This window comes from Roseovarius sp. MS2 (genome assembly GCF_051447875.1).
GTDB classification, from domain to species: Bacteria; Pseudomonadota; Alphaproteobacteria; order Rhodobacterales; family Rhodobacteraceae; genus Roseovarius; species Roseovarius mucosus_A.
The window spans coordinates 179,299-203,875 of the sequence record NZ_JBKHVF010000001.1 but is presented as its reverse complement, the minus strand read 5'-3'; the positions used below and the strand labels follow the sequence as shown (position 1 = coordinate 203,875).

At 59.4% G+C, this 24,577-nt stretch carries 24 protein-coding genes; 11 read left to right on the top strand and 13 right to left on the bottom strand.

Going from position 1 to position 24,577, the window contains the following annotated elements:
- Positions 1-34 precede the first annotated feature (34 nt).
- The 7 genes from ACLGGT_RS01080 to ACLGGT_RS01050 form a co-directional block, all read right to left on the bottom strand.
- On the bottom strand, positions 35-1,024 hold the full coding sequence (locus tag ACLGGT_RS01080) for an NAD(P)H-quinone oxidoreductase (RefSeq protein WP_437194851.1): 990 nt from the start codon (positions 1,022-1,024) through the stop codon (positions 35-37).
- Positions 1,021-1,920 (bottom strand): succinate--CoA ligase subunit alpha, encoded by a 900-nt coding sequence (gene sucD / locus ACLGGT_RS01075; protein WP_081506639.1) that lies wholly within the window; start codon positions 1,918-1,920, stop codon positions 1,021-1,023. The genes ACLGGT_RS01080 and sucD (ACLGGT_RS01075) overlap by 4 nt, the downstream gene beginning before the upstream one ends.
- The gene (locus ACLGGT_RS01070; protein WP_151979577.1) at positions 1,920-3,095 is read right to left on the bottom strand and encodes an ATP-grasp domain-containing protein; all 1,176 of its coding nucleotides are present in this window, start codon (positions 3,093-3,095) and stop codon (positions 1,920-1,922) included. Before ACLGGT_RS01070 ends, sucD (ACLGGT_RS01075) begins: the two co-directional genes overlap by 1 nt.
- Before the next feature lie 141 nt (positions 3,096-3,236).
- Entirely contained in the window at positions 3,237-3,992 is a 756-nt protein-coding gene (locus ACLGGT_RS01065; RefSeq protein ID WP_437194849.1) for an alpha/beta hydrolase family protein, read from the bottom strand.
- Positions 3,993-4,047: 55 nt separating this feature from the next.
- Positions 4,048-4,929, bottom strand: a complete 882-nt coding sequence (gene sucD, locus ACLGGT_RS01060) for a succinate--CoA ligase subunit alpha (RefSeq protein ID WP_008279485.1) — start codon at positions 4,927-4,929, stop codon at positions 4,048-4,050.
- Positions 4,930-5,057: 128 nt separating this feature from the next.
- Positions 5,058-6,251, bottom strand: coding sequence for an ADP-forming succinate--CoA ligase subunit beta (gene sucC, locus ACLGGT_RS01055; RefSeq protein ID WP_151979574.1), 1,194 nt, complete (start codon positions 6,249-6,251; stop codon positions 5,058-5,060).
- Between the two features lie 34 nt (positions 6,252-6,285).
- Positions 6,286-6,864: a hydrolase gene (locus ACLGGT_RS01050; protein ID WP_008280505.1), complete on the bottom strand. Its 579-nt coding sequence runs from the start codon at positions 6,862-6,864 to the stop codon at positions 6,286-6,288.
- Positions 6,865-7,308: 444 nt separating this feature from the next.
- Between ACLGGT_RS01050 and ACLGGT_RS01045 the strand changes: the two genes are divergently transcribed.
- The 9 genes from ACLGGT_RS01045 (at position 7,309) to ACLGGT_RS01005 (ending at position 16,443) form a co-directional block, all read left to right on the top strand.
- Positions 7,309-8,013: a GntR family transcriptional regulator gene (locus ACLGGT_RS01045; RefSeq protein ID WP_081506636.1), complete on the top strand. Its 705-nt coding sequence runs from the start codon at positions 7,309-7,311 to the stop codon at positions 8,011-8,013.
- A gap of 62 nt (positions 8,014-8,075) precedes the next feature.
- A complete protein-coding gene (gene oxc, locus ACLGGT_RS01040) occupies positions 8,076-9,848 on the top strand; it encodes an oxalyl-CoA decarboxylase (RefSeq protein ID WP_008280503.1) in 1,773 nt (590 codons plus the stop codon).
- 60 nt (positions 9,849-9,908) lie between these two features.
- Entirely contained in the window at positions 9,909-11,180 is a 1,272-nt protein-coding gene (gene frc, locus ACLGGT_RS01035; protein ID WP_008280502.1) for a formyl-CoA transferase, read from the top strand.
- 58 nt (positions 11,181-11,238) lie between these two features.
- Entirely contained in the window at positions 11,239-12,156 is a 918-nt protein-coding gene (locus tag ACLGGT_RS01030; protein ID WP_232279177.1) for a methionyl-tRNA formyltransferase, read from the top strand.
- Between the two features lie 29 nt (positions 12,157-12,185).
- Positions 12,186-12,362 carry a hypothetical protein gene (locus ACLGGT_RS01025; protein ID WP_157667266.1) on the top strand — a complete coding sequence of 59 codons (177 nt, stop codon included), beginning with the start codon at positions 12,186-12,188 and terminating at the stop codon, positions 12,360-12,362.
- 2 nt (positions 12,363-12,364) lie between these two features.
- A complete protein-coding gene (locus ACLGGT_RS01020; protein ID WP_008280500.1) occupies positions 12,365-13,228 on the top strand; it encodes a universal stress protein in 864 nt (287 codons plus the stop codon).
- 168 nt (positions 13,229-13,396) lie between these two features.
- On the top strand, positions 13,397-14,353 hold the full coding sequence (locus ACLGGT_RS01015; RefSeq protein ID WP_037297528.1) for a Bug family tripartite tricarboxylate transporter substrate binding protein: 957 nt from the start codon (positions 13,397-13,399) through the stop codon (positions 14,351-14,353).
- 34 nt (positions 14,354-14,387) lie between these two features.
- Positions 14,388-14,891 (top strand): tripartite tricarboxylate transporter TctB family protein, encoded by a 504-nt coding sequence (locus tag ACLGGT_RS01010; RefSeq protein ID WP_008280498.1) that lies wholly within the window; start codon positions 14,388-14,390, stop codon positions 14,889-14,891.
- Positions 14,892-14,931: 40 nt separating this feature from the next.
- Positions 14,932-16,443 (top strand): tripartite tricarboxylate transporter permease, encoded by a 1,512-nt coding sequence (locus ACLGGT_RS01005; RefSeq protein ID WP_375553180.1) that lies wholly within the window; start codon positions 14,932-14,934, stop codon positions 16,441-16,443.
- 45 nt (positions 16,444-16,488) lie between these two features.
- Here ACLGGT_RS01005 and ACLGGT_RS01000 read toward each other — a convergent pair whose 3' ends face one another.
- Positions 16,489-17,895 (bottom strand): helix-turn-helix domain-containing protein, encoded by a 1,407-nt coding sequence (locus ACLGGT_RS01000; RefSeq protein WP_008280496.1) that lies wholly within the window; start codon positions 17,893-17,895, stop codon positions 16,489-16,491.
- Positions 17,896-18,037: 142 nt separating this feature from the next.
- Between ACLGGT_RS01000 and ACLGGT_RS00995 the strand changes: the two genes are divergently transcribed.
- Positions 18,038-19,090 carry a ketopantoate reductase family protein gene (locus tag ACLGGT_RS00995; protein WP_081506634.1) on the top strand — a complete coding sequence of 351 codons (1,053 nt, stop codon included), beginning with the start codon at positions 18,038-18,040 and terminating at the stop codon, positions 19,088-19,090.
- 21 nt (positions 19,091-19,111) lie between these two features.
- Here ACLGGT_RS00995 and ACLGGT_RS00990 read toward each other — a convergent pair whose 3' ends face one another.
- Complete coding sequence (locus ACLGGT_RS00990) at positions 19,112-20,074, bottom strand: acetyl-CoA carboxylase carboxyltransferase subunit alpha (RefSeq protein ID WP_008280494.1); 963 nt, start codon at positions 20,072-20,074, stop codon at positions 19,112-19,114.
- A 71-nt stretch (positions 20,075-20,145) separates the two neighbouring features.
- Positions 20,146-20,742: a LysE family translocator gene (locus ACLGGT_RS00985; RefSeq protein ID WP_437194847.1), complete on the bottom strand. Its 597-nt coding sequence runs from the start codon at positions 20,740-20,742 to the stop codon at positions 20,146-20,148.
- An 81-nt stretch (positions 20,743-20,823) separates the two neighbouring features.
- On the opposite strand from ACLGGT_RS00985, the gene ACLGGT_RS00980 reads away from it, so the two are divergent.
- Positions 20,824-21,267 (top strand): Lrp/AsnC family transcriptional regulator, encoded by a 444-nt coding sequence (locus ACLGGT_RS00980; RefSeq protein ID WP_037297527.1) that lies wholly within the window; start codon positions 20,824-20,826, stop codon positions 21,265-21,267.
- Positions 21,268-21,349: 82 nt separating this feature from the next.
- On the opposite strand, the gene ACLGGT_RS00975 is transcribed toward ACLGGT_RS00980, so the two are convergent.
- The 3 genes from ACLGGT_RS00975 to accD all read right to left on the bottom strand — a co-directional run bounded on the left by ACLGGT_RS00975 (position 21,350) and on the right by accD (position 24,520).
- Positions 21,350-21,973, bottom strand: a complete 624-nt coding sequence (locus ACLGGT_RS00975) for a LysM peptidoglycan-binding domain-containing protein (protein ID WP_151979572.1) — start codon at positions 21,971-21,973, stop codon at positions 21,350-21,352.
- 358 nt (positions 21,974-22,331) lie between these two features.
- Positions 22,332-23,606 carry a bifunctional folylpolyglutamate synthase/dihydrofolate synthase gene (locus tag ACLGGT_RS00970; protein WP_437194846.1) on the bottom strand — a complete coding sequence of 425 codons (1,275 nt, stop codon included), beginning with the start codon at positions 23,604-23,606 and terminating at the stop codon, positions 22,332-22,334.
- The gene (gene accD / locus ACLGGT_RS00965) at positions 23,603-24,520 is read right to left on the bottom strand and encodes an acetyl-CoA carboxylase, carboxyltransferase subunit beta (protein WP_437194845.1); all 918 of its coding nucleotides are present in this window, start codon (positions 24,518-24,520) and stop codon (positions 23,603-23,605) included. The genes ACLGGT_RS00970 and accD overlap by 4 nt, the downstream gene beginning before the upstream one ends.
- Positions 24,521-24,577: the final 57 nt, after the last annotated feature.

Here is a 24,577-nt window from a genome sequence, read left to right as displayed (position 1 = left end):
GCTTTTTTGTTTCATTTCGGTTTGGTGCGTCTCTTCACATCCGCAGGAGGATCTTGCCGTGGTGTTCGGCGGCCTCCATCAACCGATGCGCTTCTGCCGCCTCGGCCATCGGCAGGACGCGGTGCGTTACCGGGCGCAGCTTCTGAGCAGCGAAGAGGGGCCAAACCGTCTCGTGCAGGGCTTCGGCCACTTGCGTCTTGAAGCCTTCGGGGCGCGAGCGCAGAGTAGAGCCGGTATAGCTCAGGCGTTTGAGCATCACAGGCATCAAATCAATCTCGACCTTTGAGCCCATGTTGAATGCCAATTGGATGATCCGGGCATCGTGCCGCGCGGCTTTGATGTTTCGCGCTACATAATCTCCGCCTATGATATCGAGGATGATGTCGGCCCCGCCAGCCTCGCGAGTGAGAGCGACGAAATCCTCGGTGCGGAAATTGATGGCTCGGTCTGCGCCCAATTCGGTCACGAATTGCGCCGCTGCGTCATCGCCAATCGTCGTCAGCACCGTGAGGCCCATAGCCTTGCCCAACTGAACTGCGGTTGAGCCGATCCCACCTGCTCCGCCATGCACAAGGAAAACGCCGTCCTTGGGCAGATTGTGCCCCAGAAACACATTGCTCCAGACGGTAAAAAAGGTCTCGGGCAGGCCTGCGGCCTCGACCTCGTCCACGCCGTTCGGGATGGGCAGGCAATGGCTCGCGTCGACCGCCACAAATTCGGCGTAGCCCCCGCCGTTGGTCAGGGCGCAGATGCGGTCTCCGGGGTGCCAGTTGGTGACACCCTCGCCACAAGCAACCACTTCGCCAGAAACCTCAAGGCCAAGGAGGTCCGACGCGCCCTTGGGTGGAGGGTAATGCCCGCGTCGCTGCACAAGGTCCGGACCGTTGACGCCAGCGGCGGTGACGCGGATCAGAACCTCGCCTGTGCCGCAGCCGGGCAGGGCGCGCGTGCCGGGGATCAGAACCTCGGGGCCACCGGGGGCGGCCATTTCGATAACGCGCATGGTTTCGGGCAAGGCGCTCATCGGGCAGCCGCCTTTTGCGGTGTCTTGGCGCTCGCGCGTGCTACGGCGGCCACCACGTCATCGGCATGGGTTGCAATCTCGACCCCGGCACCGCGCAGACGCGCGATCTTATCCGCCGCCGTGCCACCGCCCAGAACCGAAAGCGTGCCAGCATGGCCCATCCGCCGCCCGCGCGGCGCATGGCGTCCGACCACAAGGGCAACGACGGGCTTGCCATAGTCCACCGCTTCGAGATAGGCGGCGGCCTCTTCTTCGCCGCGCCCGCCAATCTCGCCGATCATAACGACAGCCTCGGTCTCTGGATCGTCGCGAAATGCCTTAAGACAGTCGACAAAGCCCACGCCATGCAATGTGTCACCCCCAATGCCCACGGTGGTCGATTGTCCAAGCCCCGCCTTGCTACATTGCGCAAGGATTTCCGAGGTAAGCGAGGCCGAACGTGAGGCAATACCGATATGGCCCGGCATTGCATTCACCGTCGGCATGACGCCGATTTTGCATTGGCCCGGCGTCAGGATGCCCTGCGAGTTTGGGCCAATCAATATGGTATCGGTGCCCGCAAGCGCCTGTTTGACGCGGCTCATGTCATGTTGTGGCACGCGCTCTGTCACGCAGACGACTACGCTGACCCCGGCCTCGATCGCCTCGATCATCGCGGGGCCAGCCTGAGGTGCGGGCACGATCACGAGGCTGGCGTTGGCCTGTGTCGCTTCAACCGCCTCGCGCACGGTGTTGAAAAGCGGCAGGCCCAGATGCCGCGCACCGCCCTTGCCGGGGCGCACGCCGCCCACGCAGGTGGTGCCATAGCGCGTCGCCTCATCGGTGTAGAAGGTGCCGGAGCGCCCGGTCATGCCCTGAACAATGAGCCGTGTTTCGGAATTGACAAAGATCGCCATCAGCGTGCCCTCCTCTGGCCTGCCAGCTCTACTACCCGTCCAACCGCAGCCGACAGCGTGTCGCAGCTCTCAACCGGCACTTTGCGTTCGCGCAGGATGCGGTGGCCCCAATCGGCATGTTTCCCCGAGATATAGGCGATCACCGGCAGCTTCCGCGTGGCTTTAGCATAGGCAAAGTTTACGCCTTCGGCTACCGTATCGGCAGAGGTCATGCCGCCGCCGTGGATGGTGAGCAGGATCGCCGATACTCGATCATCGGCGAGAAGTATCTCGACCCCGCGCGCCACATCCATACTGCTCGCGGTCGTGCGGATATCCATGAAGTTTGCAGCCTTGCCGCCAGCGTCTGTGATCATGTCATTGGTAGCAAGGCCAAGCCCCGCGCCATTGGCAACAACGCCAATGTTTCCCTCCAGCCGTACAAGGTTGATATTATGTTTCTGCGCGGCCAACTCATCCGCTGGCGCGGGACGATCCGCGACCATGGAGGCGAATTCGGGGCGGCGAAAGCCGGCGTTTGGATCAATCGCAACCTTGGCATCCACGGCCATCCAGCGGCCATCGGTCGTTCGGGCAAAGGGATTGATTTCGATAAGTGTCATGTCGTTTTCGGTAAAGGCGAGGCGGGCGGCAAAGATCGCGTCGATGGCCGCGTCTTGCGCTTCGCTGATCCCCACACCAGTCAGAAAGGTTGCAATCTTGGCGCGCGCCTCGGGGCTATCCGAAGGTAGCGGGCAGCTTTGAGCCGTGTCCTCGTCCATGCGGGCGCGCTGCTCGAATTCCACCCCGCCCGCACCCGAGGCCAAAAGCATGGGCTGCCCTGTTTCCGGATCAAAGGCGATGGCGACGAAACAGCTTTGTGCGATGTCAATCGCCGCCTCGATCTGCACGAGGGTTACGGTCTCTCCTGCCGGTCCGGTCTGGTCTGTTACCAGGGTCGATCCAAGTAGGCGGCGCGCCTCGTCAGCCACCGCAGAGGGCGTAGCGGCAAAGCGGATACCCCCAGCAAGCCCGCGCCCACCTGCGCCAATCTGGGCCTTCACCACGTATTTTCGCGCGTCAATTTCCTTGCACAGGCGTTGCGCTTCGTCCGGGCTACGCGCGGGACGCCCGTCGGGGGCAAGCACGCCATATTGCGCGAGCAGCTCTTTAGACTGATATTCGGCGAGAAACATGGGATGTGCCTCCTGTTCGGCTATGGTTCTTGGTATACCAGGTGCCAGATCTAGTCAACGGATGCCATTCCATTCTGGGGACCGGCAGGCGGTTTCGGCCAGGATCTTTCCTCGTGCCGTTCTACAATGCGCTTGCCCTGCTCATTTGGCAATTTCTTGCAAGGTCAACTGTTCTACGGTGCGTTGCAACCCATCAAAGCCATGGCTTGCCCCTTTGACAGGAACATATGCGGCGGGAAGTCCACGCGCCTTGGCGGCGGTGACGAATGCTTCTGAGAATTCAGGGTAGGTATTCGTGTCCTTATCGCCCACGACCGCAAAAATACGAGTGCCACGCGCGATGGAACCGACATAGTCAGAAGGAGAGAGGCTGTTTTTCCAAGCGGATTTGCCACGTTTGGCGCGCCATGCAGGAATGTTGCAGGGGCAGGAGACAAGAATCACGCTGTCTAACAGACCCGGATACAGACCGGCGATCGCCCCAAGTTGCGCGGCCCCGCCTGAATGGCCTACGCCGATTACCTTTGATGCTCCGACGGTTTTTGCAAGATTCTGGATTGTCTGTGCCACCAGTGCATTATTCTGCTTGGTGTAGTGATCGCTGCGCCCGTTGTTGGAGCCGGGGGATTTCTGACCCTTTTCACCCGTGTATCCGGGCCTTATGAGGGCAAAGACACTGGTCCCTTTGCCTTGCTTTGCGACCTGTTCCGCGAAATCATAATGATAGGTGGCTGGCCCGCCCTTGCTGACATCGCCGTGAACCACGACCACGAGAGCGCGGTTGCCTGCGCCAAACATCTGACCGTTCAGAGGCCCGGGGGACTGGGCCATCGCCATATTGGCGAGGCCCAGAACCAATAATGCAATTAGACGGAACAATGAGAGCGGTAGCGGCATGGTGAATTCCCTTCACGTTGTGCATGCGCTCTCATTGTTACCGGTCTTAAGTGATTCAGCCAATCGCCTTGAGCACGGCCTCGCCGAGGCCAGCGGGGCTTTCGGCCACGGTGATGCCGGCGGATTTCATGGCTTCGATCTTGCTCTCGGCGTCGCCTTTGCCGCCCGCGACGATGGCGCCGGCGTGGCCCATGCGGCGGCCCGGCGGGGCTGTGCGCCCGGCGATAAAGCCTGCGACAGGTTTTTTACGCCCGCGTTTGGCTTCGTCTTTCAGGAACTGCGCCGCCTCTTCTTCCGCGCTACCGCCGATTTCGCCGATCATGATGATCGACTGCGTTTCGTCATCGGCCAGGAACCATTCCAGCACGTCGATATGTTCGGTGCCCTTGATCGGGTCGCCGCCGATGCCGACGCAAGTCGACTGGCCAAGGCCCACATCCGAGGTCTGCTTGACCGCCTCATAGGTCAGCGTGCCCGAGCGGCTGACCACGCCGACGCTGCCGCGCCGGTGGATATGGCCGGGCATGATGCCGATCTTGCAGGCGTCGGGCGTGATGATGCCGGGGCAGTTCGGGCCGATGAGGCGCGATTTCGACCCTTCGAGCGCGCGCTTGACGCGCATCATGTCCAAAACCGGGATGCCTTCGGTAATGCAGACGATCAATTCCATCTCGGCATCAATCGCCTCGAGAATGGAATCCGCAGCAAAGGGCGGCGGCACGTAGATGACGCTCGCGTTGGCCTCTGTCACATGCTTGGCCTCATGCACCGAGTTGAACACGGGCAGGTCGAGATGCGTCGTGCCACCCTTGCCGGGGGTCACGCCGCCGACCATCTGGGTGCCATAAGCGATGGCCTGCTCAGAGTGAAATGTGCCCTGCGAGCCGGTAAGGCCCTGACAGATCACGCGGGTATGTTTGTCGACGAGGACTGCCATTTTGTTTGGCTCCTGAGTTCTGCGGCGGGGCCGCGTTATGGTATGGTCGGATGATCCGGGGCTCCGCCCGTTCGCGCCTCAAACGCTCCACCGGAGCGTTTGCCGGGGCCAAGGCCCCGGACCGGCGCTCACCCCTTGACGGCCTTGACGATCTTCTGCGCGCCGTCCTTCAGATCATCGGCGGCGATGACGTCGAGGCCGGAGGTGTTGATGATCTCCTTGCCCTTTTCGACATTGGTGCCTTCGAGACGGACGACGAGCGGCACTTTCAGCCCCACCTCTTTGACCGCAGCCACCACGCCCTCGGCGATCACATCGCAGCGCATGATGCCGCCAAAGATATTGACGAGGATGCCCTTCACTTGCGGATCAGAGGTGATGATCTTGAAGGCTTCGGTGACCTTTTCCTTGGTCGCCCCGCCGCCCACGTCGAGGAAATTGGCGGGCTCGGCGCCGTAGAGCTTGATGATATCCATCGTCGCCATCGCCAGACCCGCGCCATTGACCATGCAGCCAATCTCGCCATCGAGCGCGATGTAGTTGAGGTCGTATTTCGACGCTTCCAGTTCCTTGGGGTCTTCTTCCGAGGTATCGCGAAGTTCGGCGATATCGGCGTGGCGGTAGATCGCGTTGCCGTCAAAGCCAAGTTTGGCGTCGAGCACCATCAGATTGCCGTCGGTGGTAACGATCAACGGGTTGATCTCGAGCATCTCCATGTCTTTTTCGACAAAGGCACGGTAGAGCAGGCCCATCAAAGATACGCATTGTTTAACCTGACCGCCGGTCAAACCAAGCGCAAAGGCGATGCGTCGTCCATGATAGGGCATGTAGCCGGTGGCGGGATCGACAGCGAAGCTGAGGATTTTCTCAGGCGTTTCTGCGGCGACCTCTTCGATATCCATGCCGCCCTCGGTCGAGCACACAAAGCTGATGCGGCTGGTCTGGCGGTCGATCAGCAGGGCAAGATAGAGTTCGCGCGCGATGGCCGAGCCGTTTTCGATGTAAATGCGGTTGACTTGTTTGCCCTCAGGTCCGGTCTGATGCGTGACAAGTGTACGGCCCAGCATGCGCTTGGCCTCTTCGGCCGCCTCGTTCACAGACTTGGCAATGCGCACGCCGCCTTTTTCACCGGCACCCGCCTCTTTGAACTTGCCCTTGCCACGGCCACCGGCGTGGATCTGCGCTTTGACCACCCAGACGGGGCCATCGAGCGCGCCAGCGGCGGTCTTGGCCTCTTCGCCGCGCAAGACGACCCGGCCCTCACTGACCGGTGCGCCATAACTGCGCAACAAGGCCTTTGCCTGATATTCATGGATGTTCACGCTCTTCCTCCCTTGGATAATACGACCGCGGCCGTCATTTGATCAGTGGCAACAGTTTCTTGAAGGCCGGTGTTCCAGCCTGGCCCAGCCATTCGAACACGACCATTTCCGTGGTGGCGATACCTGCACCCGCTGCGCTGAGCCGCGCGATGCAAGCATGTTCACTCTCCAACGTGCGTGAGGCGGTGGCATCTGAGACAACAAAAACCTCAAATCCCTCTTCGATCAGGCTTGCGGCGGTTTGCAGCACGCAGACATGCGCCTCCATTCCCGCAAGCACGGCTTGTTTGCGGCCAAGAGCGCGGAAATGCGCTGCAAAATGGGTGTCTTCCATACAGGAAAAATGCATTTTGCTGAGGACGACGGCATCTGGCCCCGGTTTGAGATCCGGGACGGTGCGACCAAGACCTGACGGATACTGCTCGGTCATCACCACGGGTACAGCCATTTCTTGCGCGCAGGCCATGAGAGTGCGCGCATTGCGAATCGTCCGCGCCGGAGCCTGCATGGCGGGGACGAGCCGCTCTTGCATATCAATGATCACAAGCGCGCTGTCGGCGGCACGGATAAGCATGATCGTCCCCCTGATGTCATCCACAAATGTGGTGTTCATTCTTGTGGTATTCCAAATACCACAGATGATTTTACCCAGCAACCCAGCAATTTTCAGGCGTGATCCGCAGGTTTCAAGCTAAGACAATGCAAGACCCGGTGAAGCGGTTTCATTGTGCGATGCGATGCTGCAGTGCGACACGCGCGATGTGATTCGGTGAGAGTGGGCTTCCTCTCTAGATTGCAATAAAATTAACAAAAAACAAATATAATCAGATATTTATCACTGCTTCGTTAGGATTGAGCCGTCGTCGATGACCGTTAGGTCCGCACGCCTGAATTCTGCTTGATAAACAAGGCTGTCATGGTCATTTCCGGTGAGTCATGCTGCACCTGCGGCGACGAATCTTGGAAAAATGATTTGCCCGACCTGATATGCTGGTCTATGGTATACCACAGAAATGAGCATGGCCGCCGAAGGGCGCGGGCGCATTGGAGGGATAACATGAAGCTACGCCCGATCGCGTCGAAATTCACGCTCAAGGATCATGTTTACGACCGTCTGCGCGAGGCGATCCTAGAGATGGATATCTACGATCAGAACGCAGAACTGCGGTTGGACGAGCGTTCGTTGGCGGAGCAACTGAATATTTCGCGCACCCCGCTACGGGACGCGATTGCGCGACTTGAGTCTGATGGGCTGGTGACGGTCGTCCCGCGCAAAGGTGTGTTTGTTCAGCGCAAGAGTCTGGAAGAGATCCTGGAGATGATCGTGGCCTGGGCGGCGCTTGAAAGTATGGCGGCACGGCTTGCGGTTGATAATGCGAGTGACACAGAGATTGCGACACTGCGCAAGATCGCCTCGAAATACAATGACGAGCTCTCCGCGACGCGGATCGCTGAATATTCTGACGACAACCTAAAGTTCCACATGCACATCTTGGAAATTTCGCATTGTGGCCTGCTCAAGACTATGGCGGAGGGGCTGTTTCTGCACATCCAAGCGGTGCGGCTTCGGTCTATGTGGGAGGGTGATCGCGTCAAGCGATCGGTTGTCGATCATGCTGAAATCATCGAGGCGTTGGAGCGTCGCGATGCCGAGGAGGCCGCTGAACGGGTGCGGGAGCATACGATGCAGTTGCATCAGCACCTTCGCAGAACTTGGGGCCGGCTGGAATTAACCCGCAACGCTGCGGCGAACACGGGCTGAACATCATCCTCACACCCGGCAGCATAGACGGGGTGAGACAGATTTGAAACGGGAGGGAAACCATGGCAGTCGCCAGCGCACACGTAGCACATAGCAAGGCACCTGAAGGGGATATCGAAAATCTCACAGATGGGTTTCACCTGCTGATTGATGCACTCAAACTCAACGGGATTGAGACGATCTATAACGTCCCCGGCATCCCGATCACCGACCTTGGCCGCTATGCGCAGGCACAGGGAATGCGGGTGATTTCCTTTCGGCATGAGCAGCATGCGGGCTATGCCGCGTCGGTTGCGGGGTTCCTCACGAAGATGCCCGGCGTATGCATGACAGTGTCTGCCCCCGGTTTCATGAACGGGCTGACCGCTCTTGCGAATGCGACCACGAATTGCTGGCCGATGATCCTGATTTCCGGCTCGTCCGAGCGCGAGATCGTGGACCTTGCCCAAGGCGACTACGAGGAAATGGACCAATTGGCCATGGCGCGGCCATTCTGCAAGGCGTCCTATCGTCTGACCTATGCCCAGGACATCGGCATTGCTGTGGCCCGTGCCATCCGGTCGGCCATTTCCGGTCGGCCCGGTGGGGTCTATCTCGACATTCCCGGCGCGATGCTGGGGCAGGTGATGGATGCGGCTGAGGGCGCGCGCTCGCTTGTCAAGGTGATCGAGCCAGCGCAGCGGCAAATCCCGGCGAAATCCGCAATTGATCGCGCCATCGAAGTTATGAAGACCGCGAAGCGCCCGCTGATCGTGCTGGGCAAGGGCGCGGCCTATGATCAGTGTGATGATCTGATCCGCGAGCTTGTTGAAAAGTCTGGCTATCCTTTCCTGCCGATGTCGATGGCCAAGGGTCTGTTGCCTGACACCCATCCGCAATGTGCCGCGGCGGCGCGTTCGATGGTGCTTAAAGATTCTGATGTGGTCATCATGATGGGCGCGCGGATCAACTGGCTGCTCAGCCACGGTAAGGGCAAGCAGTGGGGCGAACCGGGGGCCAAACGCTTTGTCCAGATGGATATCGAGGCCGAAGAGATGGACTCGAACGTCGAGATTGCAGCCCCCATCGTGGGGGATGTCGGATCGTGCTGTGAGGCGCTGCTCAAGGCGATGGACGGGGCTGGGATCGCCCCACCGAAAGAGTGGCTTGATGCGGTAAACTCCAAGGCCACGGCCAATATGGAGAAAATGGACGCACGTCTGCGCAACAACAATGATCCGATGGATTATCACGGCGCGCTCGGTGTGATCAAAGACGCGATCAACGACAATCCCGATACGATCCTTGTCAACGAGGGGGCCAATACGCTCGATATGTGTCGCTCGATCGTCAACATCCACAAGCCGCGTCACCGGATCGACGTGGGCACCTGGGGTGTGATGGGGATCGGCTTGGGTTCGGCCATTGCGGCCGCCATCGAGACCGGCAAGCGTGTGCTGGCGGTTGAGGGCGACAGCGCCTTTGGCTTCTGCGGAATGGAGATCGAAACGGTCTGCCGCTACAATCTGCCGATTTGCACGGTCGTGTTCAACAATGACGGTATCTATCGCGGTGATGGCGAAAATTGGGGCGGCGGCGATGATCCCGCGACCACGGTTTTTGTCAAAGGATCGCGCTATGACCTGATGATCGAGGCTTTCGGTGGCGTCGGTGTCATCGCGCGCTCGCCGGATGAACTGCGCAAGGCGGTTTATGAGGCGCTCGACAGTGGCAAGCCGACGCTGATCAATGCAATCATTGACCCGGCAGCGGGCAAGGAAAGTGGCAATATCGGCAATCTCAACCCGCAATCTGTGGTGGCGCAACGCCTCTATCCGCAGGCGCGTAAAGACTGAATGAAAACGAAACTGGGGCGTGGGCACTAGGCCCACGTGACTCAGAAGATGGAGAACTCAATGAAAGCTCTTGAAGGCGTCAAGATCCTCGACTTTACCCATGTGCAATCAGGCCCGACCTGCACGCAATTGTTGGCATGGTTCGGCGCGGATGTGATCAAGGTGGAGCGCCCCGGTGTTGGTGATGCCACGCGCAAGCAGCTCGTGGACGTGCCGGGGGCGGATAGCCTCTATTTCACAATGCTCAACCACAATAAGCGCTCGATCGAGCTCAACCCCAAGAATGAGGCAGGTAAAGAGGTGTTGACGCGCCTTGTCGAGACTTGCGACGTGCTGGTTGAGAATTTCGCGCCGGGTGCTCTTGACCGTATGGGCTTTAGCTGGGAGCGGATTCAGGAAATCAATCCGCGGATCATCATGGCCTCGGTCAAAGGGTTTGGCCCCGGCAAATACGAGGATTGCAAGGTCTACGAAAACGTCGCGCAATGCGCAGGCGGTGCGGCCTCGACCACTGGCTTCCTCGATGGTCCGCCGCTTGTGACCGGCGCACAGATTGGCGACAGTGGCACCGGCCTGCATCTGGCACTTGGCATCGTGACCGCGCTCTATCAGCGCGAGCGTTCGGGTCGGGGGCAAAAGGTGCTGGCGCCGATGCAGGACGGGGTGATCAACCTCTGCCGCGTCAAGCTGCGCGATCAACAGCGCCTCTCTGTTGGTCCCCTGACCGAGTATTCGCAATATGGCGCAGGTATCCCGTTTGGCGACTCGACGCCGCGCGCGGGCAACGATTCAGGCGGTGGTCAGCCGGGCCGCATCCTGAAATGTAAAGGATGGGAGACCGATCCCAACGCCTATACCTATTTCATCACTCAGGCGGCTGTCTGGGAAAAGGTCTGCGACGTGATCGGCGAGCCTGATTGGAAAGATGCGCCCGGTTATGCCACACCGGCAGAGCGGCTGGACAAGCTGGATGCGATTTTTGCGCGCATTGAAGAATGGACCATGACCAAGACGAAGTTCGAGGTGATGGACATCTGCAACCCGCATGACATCCCCGTGGGTCCGATCCTGTCGACCAAGGAAATCATGGAGGATGAGGGCCTGCGCAAGACCGGCACCATCGTCGAGGTCGATCACCCGACGCGGGGCCGCTACACCAGCGTCGGTTGCCCGATCAAGCTGAGCGATAGCCCGGTCGAGGTTACGCGGTCGCCCCTTCTTGGGGAACATACGGCGGAAATCCTGAAGGATGTGCTGGGCTATTCCGGCGAGGATCTGGCGCGGATCATGGAGTCCGGTGCCGTTGGCACAGCCAAGCAGGCTGCAGAATAACGAATAGGTGTCGGTAAGGCCGGCGTAGACCGGCCAACCGCACAAACGGGAGGAGCGAATGCGACTTATAGTGATGGGGCAACAGGCCTTTGGCAAAGATGTGCTGGCCAAATTGCTCGACACCGGGACAGACGAAGTCGTCGCGGTCTATTGCGAACCTGATCGGGATGGAAAACCTGTCGATCCGATCAAGGAGCTTGCGCTGGAAAAGGGCCTGCCGGTCCACCAGCCTGCCAATTTCGATGATCCTGCCTCGCTTGAGGTGTTGGCGGGGCATAAGGCGGACCTGATGGTCATGGCCTTTGTGAATGTCTTTGTCCCTGAGGCTGCGCGCGATACGCCGACCCATGGCTCGATCTGCTTTCACCCCTCTTTGTTGCCGCTGCATCGTGGGCCGTCTGCCGTCAACTGGCCCATCATCATGGGGTCCACCAAGTCTGGCTATTCGTGGTTCTACCCGTCGGATGGGTTGGACGAGGGCGACAGCCTTTTGCAGTGGGAATGCGAGATCGGGCCCGATGACACGGTGATCGACCTCTATTTCAAAAAGATCTATCCGCATGCTGTCGACAGCGTACTGACGGTCTGTGATCTCTTTCGGGCAGGTAATCCGCCGCGCATCGTGCCCGACGAAGATCAGGCCACGTACGAGCGCCGCTGCACGCGCACCCATGCGCGGATCGAATGGCACCGGCCGGTAAAACAGGTCTATGACCTCATTCGTGGAACCAATCCGGCACCAGGGGCCTGGACCACGCTGAATGGCGCAGAGGTTGATGTTTACGACTGCGCGATCGTGGCGGGAGACGGGATTTCGGGCCGCGTGCGTGACGTGTCTGATGCGGGCGTTGCGGTGCAATGCGTGGGCGGGCGTATCCTGATCAAGCGGGTGCGACCGGCAGGCGGAGCCAAGATGCCCGCAAGTGATTGGGCGGCTTCGGTCGGGCTTGCACCGGGGGCCACCCTCGGAAGCTGATTTCGACACCAGAGCAATGGGAGCGCATCATGGCTGATTTAGACCATTCCCACGCCACCACAGGAGGGCCAAGGCAGATTGCCGATAGCCCTACGGGTCAAGGTCTGACAGGCTGCACCATCGTGACCGCGCCGATTTCGGGCGACATGCCTTTGGCGCGGTTCCTATCCACCAACGCCGCAGGCGTTCCCAACGGGTTCTATTGATCATGGGCAAGAGCACACTTCACACCATCATGATGCCGGTTCGCGAAGACGGGCGGGGGCCGATCCTGTTTGCCCATGCCGCAGCCCTCGCCAAGCGCTATGACGCCCATGTGCGGGTGGTTCATTGTCACCCCAAGGCCGAAGATATGATGCCCTATGGCGTGGTGATCCCCGCGTTCCTGCGAAAGCAGTTGGAAGAAGCCAGCCAGAAACGGGCGGATTACGAGCAAGGCTATATGCGCGACAAGTTTCTTGAGGATGCCAAGCGTCACGGCATCAGCGTAGAGCCGCGCGCTATCGGCAAGGCCACGGCTGCCTTTCGCGAATACGAGGGCAAGCAAGTCGAGGTGGTGCGCCACTACGGACGTCTGGCCGATCTAATCTGTGTGGCGAAGCCGAGCCAAGAAGAGAACCTTGGGTATAACACATTGAAATCGGCACTCTTCACGTCTGGGCGCCCAGTTCTTGTGTGTCCCGAAACCGAGGTAGTGGCCCCGGATATCGGCAGCCATGTGGCGATTGGCTGGAACGGCTCACTCGAGGCCTCGCGGGCGGTGGCCATGGCGATGCCACTCATCGAGGGTGCGGACCAGGTGACGATCCTGACCGGGGGCCGAATCGATCACACCGCCACGCCCGAGGAATTCCGCCATTATCTCGCGCAGCGGGGGATAACATCGCAGATTAACACCTTTGAGCGCAGCGGAAACGTTGGCCGGACGCTTTTGGAAAAATGCACCGAAGTAGGGGCAAACATGCTGATCATGGGTGCCTATCATGAGAGTTATGAGCGGGAGTCGCTCTTGGGCGGCAATTCCGCAACGATTGTCGCGGAAGCGAAAATCCCCGTCGTCATGGTGCATTGAGGCCGCGAGCAAGCGGGTCGGAAAAGTTCTGGACAGAAAAGGGAGGACGACAGCAAACTAAAATCTGGTTCGGATAAGCCCCAAAAAACATGGCCGAGGAGGGTCAAGGGCATGTCAGAACCTCTAACGCATCTGGCCAAACAAACAGGCCATCAACGGGAGGAAGACATGAATATTCTAAAGACGTTAGCAGTCGGCATCGCCGCGCTCGGGCTCTCTGCCCCAGCCGCCATGGCCGAATGGCAGCCGCGCAAGCCCATCGACTTTGTCATCATGGCGGGTCCGGGTGGTGGTGCAGACCAGATCGCCCGCTTTATTCAGTCTGTGGCTGAAAAGAAGGACATGACAAACCGTCCGCTCATCCCCAACAACAAGGGTGGCGGTTCTGGTGCAGAGTCGCTGATCTGGCTCAATTCTACCAACGATCCGGATCACACAATTCTGGTGACGCTGAACTCGTTCTTCTCTACGCCGATCCGTCAGCCAGAGCTGGGCATCGACATCCAGACCTTTACGCCGATTGCGATGATGGGCGTTGATCCTTTCGCCCTCTGGGTCCACAAGGACAGCGGCATCGAGACCTTCGAGCAGTGGCTTGATGCGGTCAAGGCGGCGGATGGCGAGTATGTCACTGGCGGCACCGGAACGGGGCAGGAAGACAGCATCGTTTTCGCCTACATGAACAACGCGTTTGACCTCAAGACGAAGTATATTCCCTTCGACGGTGGTGGCGCGGTTGCGGCGGCCCTTGCAGGCAAGCAGATCATGGCGACTGTGAACAACCCGGCTGAAGCGCGCGGTTTCTTCCAGTCGGGCGATGTACGTCCGCTTCTGGTGTTTTCGGACGAGCAGATGAGCGCCTATCCGGGCATTCCGACGCTCAAGGAAAAAGGCCAAGACTTCAGCTACTACAACCAGCGGGCCGTCGTGGGCGCGCCGGGGATGTCGGACGAGGCTGCAGCCTATTACCAAAAGCTGTTTGAGGACATCTTCAACTCGGAAGAGTGGCAGGGTTACCTGGAAGCTGAATCTCTCTCGCCGCTGTGGATGAACGCCGACGAGCAGCGTGCTTACTGGCAGTTGCAGGTGGAAAACCACACCAAGCTGCTTGAAGGCATGAAGTGATCTGAACCGAAACTGAAAACAAGGAGGGCTGGCCATGCGGGTTGGCGAACTAGTGACGGCGGGCGTGCTGGCCCTCCTCTCCATCTATCTGATGTACAAGTCATCGGCGAACGGGATCGGCTTTGTCGCCGGAACCGGACCACAGGGCGGCTTCTGGCCATTCTGGCTGTCGCTTGGCATGCTGATCTCGACCGGTTTTATCGCCCTGAACTGGGTGCGGGGCACGTCTCCGCAATCCCAGTCGGACGAACCGGTTCTCGACTCTTACGGGCTCAAGACATTGTTGCTCGTAGGGGGCGGTATCATAGGCTTTGTTGCCCTGATCGACATTGTGTCGATGTATGGCGCGGTTGCGATCTTCATGATTTACTACCTCAAAGTCCTCGGCCGACATGGCTGGTTTCTGACCAGCATGATGGTCGTGATGTTCCCGCTCGGACTGTTCTTCTTCTTCGAAGGGCTGATGCAAATCTCGATGCCAACAGGCATGGGATTCACCGAGCCGGTGTTCAATGTCCTCTACGAAATCATCTACTGAGCCGGTCACGGCCTAGCTGACAAAAAGGGCGACCAAACCCATGGAAATTCTATCTCTACTTGGCGACGGCATATTTGTCGCATTGCAACCTCTTAACCTTTTGCTCATCTTTGTTGGCGTGACTCTCGGGCTCTTTATCGGCGCAATGCCGGGTTTGGGTTCGGTGAATGGTGTGGCAATTCTGTTGCCGATCACCTTTCTTGTCCCGCCGGGATCAGCAATCATCTTCTTGGCCGCCATCTACTATGGCGCCATGTATGGGGGGGCGATTTCGTCGATTACCTTGGGTATTCCCGGGGCCTCGACGGCGGTCGCCACCACCTTTGACGGACGACCACTGGCCCTTCAAGGCAAGGCGCGTCTTGCCCTCGTGGCGGCAGCGATCGCGTCTTTCGTCGGGGGAACGGTATCTGTTGTTCTCTTCACCGGTTTTGCCCCGCTCTTGGCAACGGTGGCGCTCAGCTTTGGTCCGCCAGAAATCTTTGCGCTGATGCTTTTGGCCTTTGCCACATTCGTGGGCCTCGGCGGCGACGATATCCCCAAGACGGTGTTTTCGATCTGCTTTGGCCTCGTGCTGGCAACAGTGGGCTTTGACCAGATTTCCGGTGCGCCGCGTTTGATCCTGCTCGACATGAACGGGTTTCTGGGCGGTATCAGCTTTCTGGTTCTGGCCATCGGTGTCTATGGCATCGGCGAGATGATCTGGACGATTGAATCGACACGCGGGGAAGTGACCAATACCGAAGCAAAGATCTCGGTTAAAGGGATCATTGAGGATAGTGGCACGACCATCAAACGGGGGTGGAAAGGCATATCTGTCGGTTCGTTCCTTGGCTTCTTTGTTGGCGTGCTTCCCGCTGCAGGGGCAACCCCGGCGTCGCTCATGTCCTATGGCGTGACCAAGATGCTCTCGAAACGCCCGGACGAATTCGGCAAGGGCCATGTTGGTGGTGTGGCCGCCCCTGAAGCGGCAAACAATTCTGCTTCGACCGGGTCCATGCTGCCGATGTTGACCTTGGGTATCCCAGGGTCTCCGACCACGGCCATTCTGCTCGGCGGGATGGTCATCTGGGGTCTGACACCTGGTCCGCGCCTCTTTGTGGAGCAGTCGGATTTCGTCTGGGGTCTGATTGGATCGTTCTATGTGTCCAACCTGTTTGCCCTGATCGTGAACCTTGCCTTCATCCCGCTCTTTATCTGGATGCTGCGCATGCCCTTTACTGTGCTGGCACCACTCATCTTTGTGTTGTCGGTCGTTGGCGGCTATGCGGCGATGCAGGATATGTTCGACATCTGGCTGCTGCTGATCTTCGGCTTTGGCGCGTTCTTCCTGCGCAAGTTCGACTATCCGGTGGCTCCTGCGGTTCTGGCCATCGTGCTGGGTCCGATTGCCGAACCGACGCTGCGCCAATCGCTGCTGTTGTCTTCGGGTGATCCCTCGATTTTCTTCACCCGTCCGATTTCGGCACCGATCATGATCATCGCAATCATCCTGATCCTGATGCCTGCGTTCAAATACTTGCGCCCGCGCCGGGCCAAGCCGGCCGAATAAAGACCTATCGAGTAAAATGGAAAGGGGGGCCAATCGGCCCCCCTTTCAGCTTTCATACCGGGTGCTGCCGCGCCGGTTCTCGTCAATCGGCAATTCCATCAACAAGGGCTGATGTGCGCGCTGCGAACAGGCCTGACGCGGACAAAGGTTGCAATTTAGGCCGATAGGCGCGTAGAGCTTGGGGTCGTCGAAATTGTAGCTCGATGCATAGCGCAGGCGGTGCGCGTATTTCGCCTCGCATCCAAGGGCAAGTGTCAAGCGGCGGTCTTGCGTTTCCTCACTGAAAACGGGGCGGTGCACCGTGCGGCTGACCGTGAAATAGCGCGCGCCATCGGGCATTTCGACGAATTGCGGCATCATCACGCCGGGTTGGTAAAACGCCGTGTGAATATTCCAGACCGGGCAGGAGCCGCCATATTCCGCCAAGTGGAACGAGGTGGAATTGAACCGTTTGGTAACATTTCCAGCCTTGTCGATCCGCAAGAAGAAGAACGGCACACCACGCGCGCCCTCACGCTGCAGAGTGGTCAGGCGCTGACAGACCTGTTCAAACGAGGTACTGAACACGGCGGCAACGCGGTCGATGTCATAAGCGGCCAACTCAGCCTCACGCAGAAAGGCGTCATAGGGCATGAGAAACGCGGCGGCAAAGTAATTGGCCAATTCCACCCGGAGCCGCGCCAATGCATGCTGCGAGCCAAGCCCGCTGCGGTCCACGACCCCTAACAATACGTCAGGATAGGCGACAAGGCAGAGCACATGCGCCAGCTGAAAGGCACGGTTGGAGGTATCAAGCGCCTGTGACAGATGCACAACGCCCGTTGCCTCATCGTAGTAGCGCAGCGCGTCGCCCATCTCTCCGATCCGTCGAATGCGTACGCTGATGCCATGGCGTGTTCTCAGGCGTTCGCGCAGGTCGAAATAGCGATCTTCGGGCGAAGAAAAGTCACCTTCGCGCGCGCTCTCAGCGGCGCGTTCCAACTCGGGAAAGTGGTTTTCGTGGTCGCGGAAGAAGTTGTGGATCACGGTCTCGGGCGAACTGCGCAAGAGTTCATCGGCGGCGTTCTCTCCGGCGAGGCTCAGGATCTTTTCCAGCGCGGTGCGATAGGCGCCATGCAGTTCAAGAAAAAGATCGACAAGCCGGGGGGCGTGATCGACGGCACCGCGCAATTCCTGCAGGTCTGGGCGGTCTAAGGCAAATACTGGATCGCGCACAGCATGGCGCAGATCCGCCACCCGTCTTGCGGTCTCGTCTCGGGTCAGGTCACGCCAGTCTACCGCATAGGCATCGGCAATCGACATCAGCATCTGGACGGAAAGGCTACGCTGGTTGTTTTCCAGTAGGTTGATGTAGGACGGGCTGACGTCCAATTTGCGCGCCATATCGGCCTGAGTTTGCCCACGTTCGCGCCGCAACTGCCGCAGACGAGGACCAATGAGGGTCTTTGCCATAGAGAAACCTTACAACATTACAGATTTTCGCATTGTAAAGTTTACTGTACACACATTGACATAAATTTCGTAGTGAAATCGCGGGGCTCCTGTATAGTAAATTCATCACCTACACGCGCAAGATTCTTTCGAAAGGACTATCATGGCATATCGTATCGTTATCCTAGGGGCCTCTTATGGCTCTTTGCTTGGCACCAAGCTATTGATGGCCGGGCAGGATGTGACGCTCGTCTGTCGTCAGTCCACCGCTGACCTCATCAATTCAGAGGGCACGGATGTGCGTATCAAACTGCGAGATGAGGCAGAGCACCGTTCGTTCCGCTCCCATGACCTTCCGGGCAAATTGAATGCCTTGACACCTGAGGATGTGAATCCTGCCGATTATGATATGGTGGCGCTTGCCATGTCAGAACCGCAGTATTGTGCTGACAATATTGTTGATCTGTTGGGCCGGATCGCGGCTGCGGGCACGCCGTGCCTCTCGATCATGAACATGCCGCCGCTGCCCTATTTGCGTCGGGTGCCGGGGCTGGATACCTCGAAACTTGAGGCAGCTTACACCTGCCCGCGGGCATGGGCTGCGTTCAAACCGGGCACTGTAACACTTTGCAGCCCAGATCCGCAGGCCTACCGCGTCGCAGAGGATGGTGCCAACACCCTGCATGTTGGTTTGCCCACCAATTTTAAAGCCGCGATTTTTGAGGATGAAGCCCATAACCGCATCTTGCGCGACCTTGAGGCGGCGATTGATGCGGTGACGGTTGAAGGGAAAGATGTGCCGGTCAAGCTGCGCGTGTTCGACTCGATCTATGTGCCTTTTGCCAAGTGGAGCATGCTTCTTACGGGCAACTATCGCTGCGTGCTGCCCGAAGGGGCGCGGCCGATCAAAGAGGCGGTGCATGGTGACGTGGCGCTGTCGGAAAAGATCTATAGCACGGTCGACGAGGTTGTGCGCCGCTTGGGTGCAGAGGCGGACGACGCCGTGCCCTTTACCAAATATGCCAGTGCTGCCAATGGCTTGCTCAAGCCGTCCTCAGCCGCGCGTGCGATTGAAGGTGGGGCAGACCGGATTGAGCGCGTGGATATGCTGGTCAAGCTGATTGCCGATCAGCAAGGTCTTGATTGCGCTGAATTTTCTGGGATCGTTGACACCGTTAATGCACGGCTCAAGGCCAATCGGCGCGACGCTGCTTGAGAATAGATCAGTGCTCGCGGCTCAGGCCGCGAGCCCTTTGGTTCCCATTCGCAGGAATTTTTCGCGCCGATCCTTTATAAGGGCGGCGCGATCCTTTTTCGCCAACTCGCTGAGCATGGCTTCGATTGTCTTACCCACGGCGGCGATGGTGCGGGCGGGATCGCGATGCGCGCCGCCCAAAGGTTCGTCAATCACCCGATCCGCAACGCCCAGTCGTGTCAGATCCTGTGCCGTCAGGCGAAGTGCTTCGGCAGCCTCGCGCATTTTCTCGGAATCTTTCCACAGGATTGAGGCGCAACCCTCGGGGGAGATGACGGAATAAACGGAATGTTCCAGCATCGCCACACGGTTGGCCGAGGCAAAGGCCACGGCACCGCCTGATCCACCCTCACCGATGATCACACTGACCAACGGCACACCGATGGCAAGGCAGGTTTCAGTGGCGCGGGCAATCGCTTCGCTTTGGCCGCGTTCCTCTGCCCCTTTGCCGGGATAGGCGCCAGGGGTGTCCACCAGCGTGACAACCGGAAGGCCGAAACGGTCGGCCATCTGCATCAGGCGGACGGCCTTGCGATAGCCCTCGGGGCGGGCCATGCCGAAATTACGAGCAATCCGGCTTTTGGTATCATTGCCTTTCTCATGGCCGATCACCATCACGGGATTTCCGTTGAGCCGGGCAAGACCACCCATGACCGCGTGATCCTCGCCAAAGGCGCGGTCGCCGGCCAGCGGGGTGTAATCGGAAAACAGCGCCTCGACATAATCGCGGCAATGCGGGCGGTCAGGGTGACGGGCCACCTGACATTTTCGCCATGGAGTCAACGTCTTATAAAGATCGCGCAACATTTCGGCAGCCTTGGCATCCAGTGCTGCAGCCTCTGCCTCGACGTTCATTTCGGCATTTCCGCGCGCAATGGCGCGCAGCTCTTCGGCCTTGCCTTCAATCTCGGCCAGCGGCTTTTCGAAATCGAGGTAGTTGGTCATCGCAATGCTGTCTCCACGGTTGCCGTGGCGTTATATGGCTGCAAGAGCGGTGATTTGCAATCACAACCCGGTCAGGTGGGCCAAAGGACGGGGATAAGGGTTGCGATCAGCAGGCTGGCCATGATCCAATTGAAGATGCGTAGGCGAGTTTGGTTCTTTAGGAGGCGGCGGAGTTGTTGGCCGAGCAGGGTCCAGCTTGTGGTGCTGACCATGGATACCGCAACATATACCCCTGCCACCCAGAGAACCGAGGCCAGATCACGGCCAGTAGCATAGAGGGTGATGGCCGAAAGAGCCATGCTCCACGCCTTTGGATTGACCCATTGAAACGCCGCAGATTGTAGGAAAGTTAATGGCTTACCAGACGCTTCTGCGTCGCGGGGCGGGGCGGCGTTGGCGATTTTCCACGCCAGATAGACGAGATAGGCGACGGAACCGATCTTGAGCAGGGTGTAGCTGAGCGGCCATAGGTCAAAGACCTGCATCACGCCAAGGCCCACAAAGGCCAGCATTAGCGGAAAGCCCAAACCGACCCCCAACATATGGGGAATTGAGCGGGAAAAACCGAAGTTTGTCCCCGATGCCATGAGCATGAGATTGTTCGGTCCCGGAGTCATGACCGTGACAAAGGCGAAAGTGGCGAGGGCGGTGAGCAAATCGAGTGTCATGTCTGCAATCCTATGCGATAACAGCAGGCATGGAATTGCGTTTGTTGTGATCATAACAGACATATGCAATATAATTCGGCCATGGACAAAATAAGCGAACGTATATTGCAAGAGTTAACGCGCGATGGTCGGATCAGCAATCTGGAGCTGGCCGAGCGGGTGGGGCTGTCGGCTTCGGCCTGCTTGCGGCGGGTGCAAGACCTAGAGCGGCGCGGGGTGATTGCAGGCTATCGTGCCGTGCTGGATCGGGGCGCGCTTGGCATCGGATTTCTGGCCTATGTCACGGTCGGTTTGAACAGCCATACCAAGGCCAGTCAGGTGGCGTTTGAGCAGGCAATGGGCCGGGCACCCGAGGTGGTGGAATGTCACAACATCACCGGCGCGGTGGAGTATATCCTGCGGGTCGAAGTGGCGGATCTGGTGGCCTACAAACGGTTTCACACCGATGTTCTGGGCACCTTGCCACAGGTCAATGCGATCACGTCTTATGTGGTGATGGGATCGCCAAAGGATGGTCGCGGATAAACTGAGCGCCTAAAAATGAAAGGGGGCCGTTGGTTCGGCCCCTCGATCATTCCTGCCATCGTAACTGTGAAACCCTGTAAGGTCAGGGTGTTGGAAGGTTGAGAACCTGACCCACGCGCAAGCGATCAGTCGGTTGCATTGTGTCTGCGTTGGCGGCGAGGATATCAGCCTGCCGCCCGAAATCACCATAAAAACGATAGGCGATAGAGGCGAGACTGTCGCCCGTGGCCACGGTGTAGCTATTTGGCACGCGAGGGCGGGCGGGCTGTGACAGGGCGCTGAGCAGGAGGGCCGTATCAACCCGGCCTTCGGCGGTCACAAGACCTTGGGGAACCTCGACCTTGCCCTTCTTCGCGGCGTCATTCACGAGCGCGTCAATGTAGGTTTCGGACTGGCCTTGTTGCAGGGCCCCAAGCACCATGGATTCAAGCGCTGGCCCAACCGGCATGGAAGCCTGAGGCGCGGCAGCGGGGGTGGGTGTGGGGTCTGGTAGCGCCGGACGCGTGGCAACGGTCGTGCCGTTTACCAATGGCTCAGGGGCCAAGGCGGGCGCGGCGAGCGTTGAGAGGTCTGGCGCTGCGCGGGTGACATCGCTGTCGGTCACGGGGGGCAGGTCCGCCAAAGTGCGCGGTTTTCCGGGTTGAATGAGGATCAACGCAAGGGTGATGGCGACAAAACCCGCCGCGATCAGTGTCGCACGCAACATATGAAAACCTCACTAAAATCAATACATTGGGAAAGGCTGGTCCGGGATGGGCAGCAGCCATAGCCTAGCTCTGCTTGGCCAGTGACGTGATAGTGCACGGCGCTTCCCCCCTTGATGATTATGCAGCCCGGCAGGCACGAAAGCCGGTTTTTATTGCCTATATCTAGTCTGAATTTCACGATTTCGTCAATATGGGGTGATTCGGAAATAGCCCAAAACGGCCCGAAAAGCCGTTAAATGCGCCGATTTCTGTCGCGGCGTCGCAGGGAGGGGGCAACCTTACAATCTGTAAGGTTGTTACATGGATTTTGTAAGCTTTTTGCGTGTGTCTGGTTCGTTCCGCTTTGCCAAAAAGCGCCTAGCTGTTCTCGCGCAGAATTCCGCCAGCGAGATAGAGCGACCCGCAGATCAAAATTCGCGCCTCGGGGCAGATTTTCACGATGTCGGTGACAGCGGCAAGGGCGGTATCGGCGGTGCTGGCGGGAAGGCCTGCGGCGCGGGCGGCCTCTGCCGTTACTTCGGCGGGTAGGGTGTTGGCCTCGCCGGGAATGGACAGGGCGGTGAGGGCGGTGGCATGGGCGGCCAGCGGTGTGAGATAGCCCGCGATGTCCTTGGTGTTGAGCATGCCGCAGATCAGATAGGTCGGGCGTGCGGGCAGGCTGGCCAGATGCCGGGCGAGCGCCTGCCCGGCGGCGGGGTTGTGGCCCCCGTCCAGCCACACCTCGGCGTGCGGGGCGGCATCGGTCAGCGGGCCGGTTTGCAGGCGTTGCATGCGGGCAGGCCAGAACGCACGCGTAACGGCGGCCTCAAAGGCGGCATCGCCCATGGTCAAATGGCGCAGGGCGGCAAGGGCGGCACCGGCATTCTCGATTTGATGCGCGCCGGGAAGATTGGGCAGGGGCAGATCAAGCAAGCCAGTTTCGTCCTGATAGATCAGGCGGCCGCGTTCTTGGGTGACGTGCCAGTGCTGGCCGTGGGCCAAGAGAGGCGCGCCGTGGCGGGCGGCGACGGCCTCGATCACCTCCAGAGCCTCATCCGGTTGCGGGCCGACGACGCAGGGCACGCGGCGCTTGATGATCCCGGCCTTTTCGCCCGCGATTTTGGCCAGCGTGTCGCCCAGATATTGTTCGTGGTCGATGGAAATGGGCGTGATCACGGTGAGCGCCGGTTGGTCGATCACATTGGTGGCGTCAAGCCGCCCGCCAAGACCCACCTCAAGCAAGGTATAGTCGGCGGGTGTTCGGGCCATGGCGAGAAGGGCGGCGCAGGTGGTGATCTCGAAATAGGTGATCGCATCGCTGCCATTGGCGGCGTAGCATTCATCCAAGACGGCGGTCAGGTGCTCTTCGGTGATCAAGTTGCCTGCAAGGCGGATGCGTTCGTGAAAGCGCGCGAGATGGGGCGAGGTATAGGCATGCACGGTCTTGCCCGCCGCCTCGAGCCCTGCACGGATCATCGCCTGAGTGCTGCCTTTGCCATTGGTGCCTGCGATATGGATCACGGGCGGCAAATCGTTCTGGGGATTGCCCAAAGCATCGAGCAAACGCCAGACGCGATCGAGCGTGAGGTCGATGATCTTGGGGTGCAGCGCCATCATCCGGGCAAGGATGGCGTCAGATGTGGGAGCGGTCATTTCTGGGTGGCGTCCTGCGGTTTGGCATCGGGCGTGGGCGCGGGCAGGTCGCCCTTGATCGCGGGGGGCGGGCCCATGAGCATGCGGGTGATTGTGATCAACTCGTCGCGCAATTGGGTGCGGGGGGTCACGCGGTCGAGCATGCCGTGATCCAGCAGGTATTCGGCGCGCTGAAAGCCCTCGGGCAGTTTCTCGCGGATGGTTTGTTCGATGACGCGCGGACCGGCAAAGCAGATGAGCGCGCCCGGTTCGGCAATCTGGACATCGCCCAGCATCGCATAGGATGCGGTGACGCCGCCGGTGGTGGGGTGGGTCAGCACGACGATATAGGGCAGGTTCGCCTCTTTCAGCATCTGCACGGCGACGGTGGTGCGGGGCATTTGCATGAGGCTGAGAATCCCCTCTTGCATGCGCGCGCCACCAGCGGCGGAAAAGAGGATGAGCGGGCGCTTGAGCTTAACGGCTGTTTCGGCGGCGGCGATGATGGCATTGCCCACATACATGCCCATGGACCCCGCCATGAAGCTGAAATCCTGTGCGGCGGCCACGATGGGCGTACGGCCCATTTCGCCGGTGGCGACGAGCATCGCCTCTTTCTCGCCGGTGGCCTTTTGGGCGGCGCGCAGGCGGTCGGGGTATTTCTTTTGGTCGCGGAAATGCAGCGGGTCGGGGGTGGGGGCGGGCACGTCCACCTCGGAGAAGATGCCGCCGTCAAAAAGCCCCACGAAGCGGGCGCGCGGGGTGATGCCCATGTGGTGGCCGCAGTTGGTGCAGACGTTGAGATTGTCCGAGAGTTCGCGGTGGAACAGCATGGTTCCGCATTCGTCGCATTTGGTCCAGAGGTTTTCGGGGATTTCGCGGCGCGAGAAGATCGAGTTGATCCGCGGGCGCACGTAATTGGTGATCCAGTTCATCGGGTCAGGTCCCTCTGGTGACGATTGCGCCCTCACATAAGCGGGGCGCGGGTGAAA